Source organism: Piscirickettsia salmonis LF-89 = ATCC VR-1361 (assembly GCF_000297215.2).
Taxonomy (GTDB): Bacteria; Pseudomonadota; Gammaproteobacteria; order Piscirickettsiales; family Piscirickettsiaceae; genus Piscirickettsia; species Piscirickettsia salmonis.
In genome coordinates this window covers 12,464-17,221 of the sequence record NZ_AMFF02000204.1, presented here as the reverse complement: position 1 = coordinate 17,221, position 4,758 = coordinate 12,464, and the positions used below count along the sequence as shown (strand labels likewise).

General features: G+C 36.6%; 4 protein-coding genes. 2 read left to right on the top strand and 2 right to left on the bottom strand.

What is annotated here, in order from left to right; genetic code table 11:
- The first annotated feature begins 456 nt into the window (after nucleotides 1-456).
- Nucleotides 457-1,278 (top strand): DUF481 domain-containing protein, encoded by an 822-nt coding sequence (locus C200_RS13365; RefSeq protein WP_144019380.1) that lies wholly within the window; start codon nucleotides 457-459, stop codon nucleotides 1,276-1,278.
- A 35-nt stretch (nucleotides 1,279-1,313) separates the two neighbouring features.
- Here the strand turns inward: C200_RS13365 and C200_RS13360 are convergent, their stop codons facing one another.
- Nucleotides 1,314-2,135 carry an alpha/beta hydrolase gene (locus tag C200_RS13360; protein ID WP_016211634.1) on the bottom strand — a complete coding sequence of 274 codons (822 nt, stop codon included), beginning with the start codon at nucleotides 2,133-2,135 and terminating at the stop codon, nucleotides 1,314-1,316.
- A 255-nt stretch (nucleotides 2,136-2,390) separates the two neighbouring features.
- On the opposite strand from C200_RS13360, the gene C200_RS13355 reads away from it, so the two are divergent.
- Nucleotides 2,391-3,197: a head GIN domain-containing protein gene (locus C200_RS13355; protein ID WP_016211631.1), complete on the top strand. Its 807-nt coding sequence runs from the start codon at nucleotides 2,391-2,393 to the stop codon at nucleotides 3,195-3,197.
- A 258-nt stretch (nucleotides 3,198-3,455) separates the two neighbouring features.
- Here the strand turns inward: C200_RS13355 and C200_RS14335 are convergent, their stop codons facing one another.
- The gene (locus tag C200_RS14335; RefSeq protein WP_016211626.1) at nucleotides 3,456-4,655 is read right to left on the bottom strand and encodes a hypothetical protein; all 1,200 of its coding nucleotides are present in this window, start codon (nucleotides 4,653-4,655) and stop codon (nucleotides 3,456-3,458) included.
- Nucleotides 4,656-4,758 lie beyond the last annotated feature (103 nt).

The following is a 4,758-nucleotide window of genomic DNA, read 5'->3' as shown; positions in this document are numbered from 1 at the left end:
CGCCCACTCCAACTCTGCTGTGCGTTTGCCCAGTTGACGGTGAAGTTCATTCACTTCTTTTTCTTTGGTTTTAATTTCATCCTTAAACTCCGCCACAGCGCTATCGATATTAAAAGCCAGGCTTGCATTTGCTAAAAACACCTTTTTCCAGTTTTGAACAGTTTTAAGGACTAGCCCGACACTGCCATCTAAATCCAAAGCTACTTAAAAAATAAAACACCTAAAAAATAACAATATTTATTATAAAAATATAAATATATTGTAAAGTTTAATATTTTAAAAAACATAGATAGTTTTGCATACTCGCAACCATAAAATCCAAGAAAACCAGCATTAAAAGCTCAAGTTTTTCACATTAAATCAAAAACATTTGAATTTCCCTCACTATGGTCGTACTATATCTTATAAAAAAGAGTTTATGTTGTGCTGAAAAAAATTCTTCTGTTAGCTATCACATTGATAATAGCCATAATCGTCCATTCAACTTCAACTCCTACACTGGCAAGCTTCCAATTATTACAACAGCATATTAAACAACAGCAGCAAGAACTCGCTACAAGCCAACAGCAATTAATGAAACTCAAAGCAAATTATCAAAAAAGTACAACACTTGCGACATCAACCCCAAACCCCTGGCAAGGAAGCAATATTGGCGCTGGAGCAATTATTAATACAGGGGATAACCCCTCTCAAAAAGGCAGCACAACACTCAATTTAAAATACGCATCAGCACCCTGGACTTTTTCAACAAAAATTGACCAACAATACGAACACTCATCTGATAATGGCCTAAGCACAGACCAATACAATATCGCAACACAAGCGAATTACTTATTTGGAGATAACAGCTTTTTCTATAATGGCTTTACTTATAATTACGATCGATTCAATGGTAATGATTACTTATGGAATTATTCTCTTGGCTATGGCTATACCGTTTATCATAATCAAAATATGATAGTTGATGCACAAATTGGTCCAGGCTATCAACAGTTGAAAATCCAAGGCGCTGAAGAGCCAAATAGAACATTAAGCATAAACACCCAAATAGATCTAAACTGGCAAATCAATGACAAAACTACGTTTACAGAAACAATCACGCCAACGTATACATCAGACTTAACAACAATTAATACTGTCACCGCTCTGACGACACAATTAAGGGACAATCTTGGCTTGCAAGCACAATTTAATACAACCTATTTTTCCAATAGCACTGAAGGTTCCCACCGGCTATCCACTTCAACAGTCTTTAATGTGCTGTATACATTTGCATAACCGGCAACTCACAATTTTATCAAATATTCTCAGTCTCAGTCTAGCTTAGCAATAAATGCCTTTAATTCCCTGATAAACTCACTTGGACAGCTTTGCGCAAGCCAACGAGACGAGGTCGGTAGCCTCACCATTTCAATCCCTTTAGCCTGCAAAAAAGGTAAACTCTGCTGCTGATTACCCTCAGCCCCCAGACAATATACTTTTGGAATATCTAACATAGCAAATGCAGTGCCGCTACTATTAGTAAATTCTTGCGCCGAAATTTCAGTAGCAATTTTTCGTGTTGCCAAAGCCAAAGTTAAAAATGCTCCTGGATCCACTAAACATAAACTAGCATAATAAAGCCGGGCAATTTCATTTTGATGGCCCTGCTGGTAAATATTATTTTTAAACTCTGCAAACCATAGATCAAAATTTTCCCCTTGTTTAATTATATTCGAAATTTTTTCACTTAAATAAGAACCATATTGCGTTAAGCTCGTTTCTAACGCAAAAACACCAGAAATAGAGTTTTTTAAGTCCGTTTGACAAAGCGCTGTTGCTAAAATGCCACCAATAGAATGAGGCACTAAAATAACACGTCGATACTTTGGAATGATAAATGCCAGTTGAGTATATAAACATTGCGCCAATAAATCATAATCATCAGCCCGACTGCTTTTCCCGTGTCCAAGCAAATCTGGTGTAACCAGGTCAAAAAGCAATAGTTCAGGCAAATCAAAAAACAATTGGTAATTAAGCTGCGAATCGCCTAAACCATGAATAAAAACCAATAACGTATCACTGCCTTGCGAGCGCATGTTTTGATAAAGTGTATAACCTTGATAGCTTATAAAATGCTGATCAGTTAAATTCATCTTTAATCCTCAATCTTAAGTCTTACTCTATACGAATTCATAACGGTGCAGCCAGCTCTTTTCATCGTATGTTAATATAACATGACATCAATCTACCTTTTTAACGACTATCTTTGATTTTTGATAAAGTAGATATTCTGCAGATACAGCTACTTTATAGCAGCTGTATTTTTTATTAAGCCTAGTTTGCTTGTTATCCAACACAAAGAATAATATGATTTAAACTCCAAGTAATAAGGGTGAGCATGGCTACTTATGAAACAAATCGAACAAAAAATTTCAATACTGTTGCTTCTTAATTTTACTTTAATCAGCACAAGCTTAGCAGCAACAAGCCATATGACAGGCTATTTTGAAAATGTTACTAATAACAGCTCTATCGATATAGTCATTAAACAAGGCAATAAGCCTTATATTCAAATTATCAATGCAGCTGATAGTATGCTTCCTTTTATTAAAACTGATGTTGAAAAAAACACCTTAATGATCAGCACTAAACCAAATGCACCTTGGGATGCATTTAAACACACAAAAATTAACGTTTACACTCCACATCTGACTGCAATTAAAAACTCCAGCAGCGGAAAAATAAAGATATACTACGCAGATAAACTTACAGCCGTTACTCTCTCAGGCTCTGGAGACATTAAGGGTAAAAATATTAAAGCAGAAAAATTAGCAGTTAAGCTCACCGGCTCAGGTGATATTAATTTAAGCGGCATATTAAAAGTACAAGCCATTGATCAACAAGGTACCGGCGATGTCGAGCTCTCCAACATTTACCAAAATGCCCTCACCATTACACATTCAGGCTCGGGAGACACCAAGCTAAAAGGTCGCATCAACCAGCTCAGTATTAATAATAAAGGATCAGGCAAAATTGATACGAGAGATCTAAAAGCAAAGCAAGTCACAGTCTCTTTCTCAGGCTCTGGAAATATTAACCTTTATGCACAAAATAGCCTAAATGCTGAACTCTCAGGCTCAGGAAACATTAATGTCGAAGGACACCCTCAGCACATCAGCCAAAAAACGAGAGGAACTGGACATATAAAGCTTTAAAACCTTTAATTAAAACTTCTTAAAACTAAAAGCAGAGAAAAATAAGTTAATATATTAATTAGCCCAGGTGAGATGAGAATAAGCTTGGACCAAATACATATAGTTAAAAGCTTTCAAAAGACTTATATCCTTATTAAAAGCCATAAATTAGTAATAAAGTGAGTCTGAAAAGCTTATTTAATGTTTGATCGTAGGCTTAAAGTAGTTTAATGACTTATTTAATAAACTCGCCTCCCTCTGAAGGTGAGTTATCAAGTTTTAGACTAGTGAAGCCGGTGCTGAAAACACACCTGATGCCCCAGAAACCGCGCCATCTGCGATAAAAGAGTCTTGAAAGATTAAAGAAGTCATCCGGTCATTTTCAGCACTAGGTTTTATTTTACTGGATGATAAAAAGTCTTTTAATAAAGGGTTAAACTTAATTTGTGTTTGTTTATATCTATCTTGCCAGTCGACCGTAAAGTATTTAAGTTCAGCTTTAAGAGCTTTATAGCTACTAGGCGCTCCATTGCCTCTTCTACAAATTTTACTCGCATCCATCGCTAAAGACATGGCTTGATGTAATTTATCACTATGGCTATTGCGATCTGGCATTGTTTGCCAGCTTTCCAGCTCTGCTTTTGCTGCCATATAAGTTTGTAGTTTTAGTTCAGTTTGTGCTTTTTCGGATCCTTCACCTAATTGGTCAAGTGCTTTGGTAAATTTGGCAATTTGAGCATCAATATGGCTATCTAGCTTTAAATGTAGTAATTCTAACGGATCAGTAGCAAGTTGAATTTCTTTTTTAGGTAAAAAGTAGTGATTAAGCCAGTACTGTATACCGCAGGTTATAAGAATAAGGCTCGCTCCTATAGCGGTACCAATGGGGCCTGTTAAGATCAAAGCTAAACCCACGAGGAAACCGATAGAAGTGCCTATACCGATGAATTGATCATACTCTAAATAGGCCTTCTTTAATAATATTCTTTCTTTAATATCAACAAGGTCTTTTATCTTTTCAATAGCCGCTTGCTCTTTCTGTATGCCGTCGACCAGAGCCAGGTCCGGATTAGATTGGCCAGACACTCTGCTTGCTATTAGTTCTATAAGCTCTTGCTCTCTTTTTTCAATATTGGCATGTAGAGCTTCAATATCAGCAGAATAAGCTAAACCCAAGCCAGTGCAAATCTCTTTGATTTCTTTATTAACATGAGCGATAATGCGATTCATCTTGCGCATTTTTGTATAAGCTTTAGCTGCCATATTAAGAACATCAAAGCCACACATCGCAATTGTTAAGATAATTCCACCAGGCCCTAAAGCCATAGCCCACGAACCCAAATACCAGCCAGTACCAATGCCTAAAGTAATTAGGCCGGTAATCGCCCAGACTAAATCATTAAACCATTGAAACCAGTGCTTACGAAAATAGTCTGTAGCACTTTTTTTATTGGTCAATAAATGCTTTAATGCGAGCACAGTGTGATCAGGCTACCCTATTCCGGACAAATAAATTACAATAATCCGAGCCGGAGGAATCACAATGGGAAAGCGTCACGTCACCAAGTACACCGAAGAATTT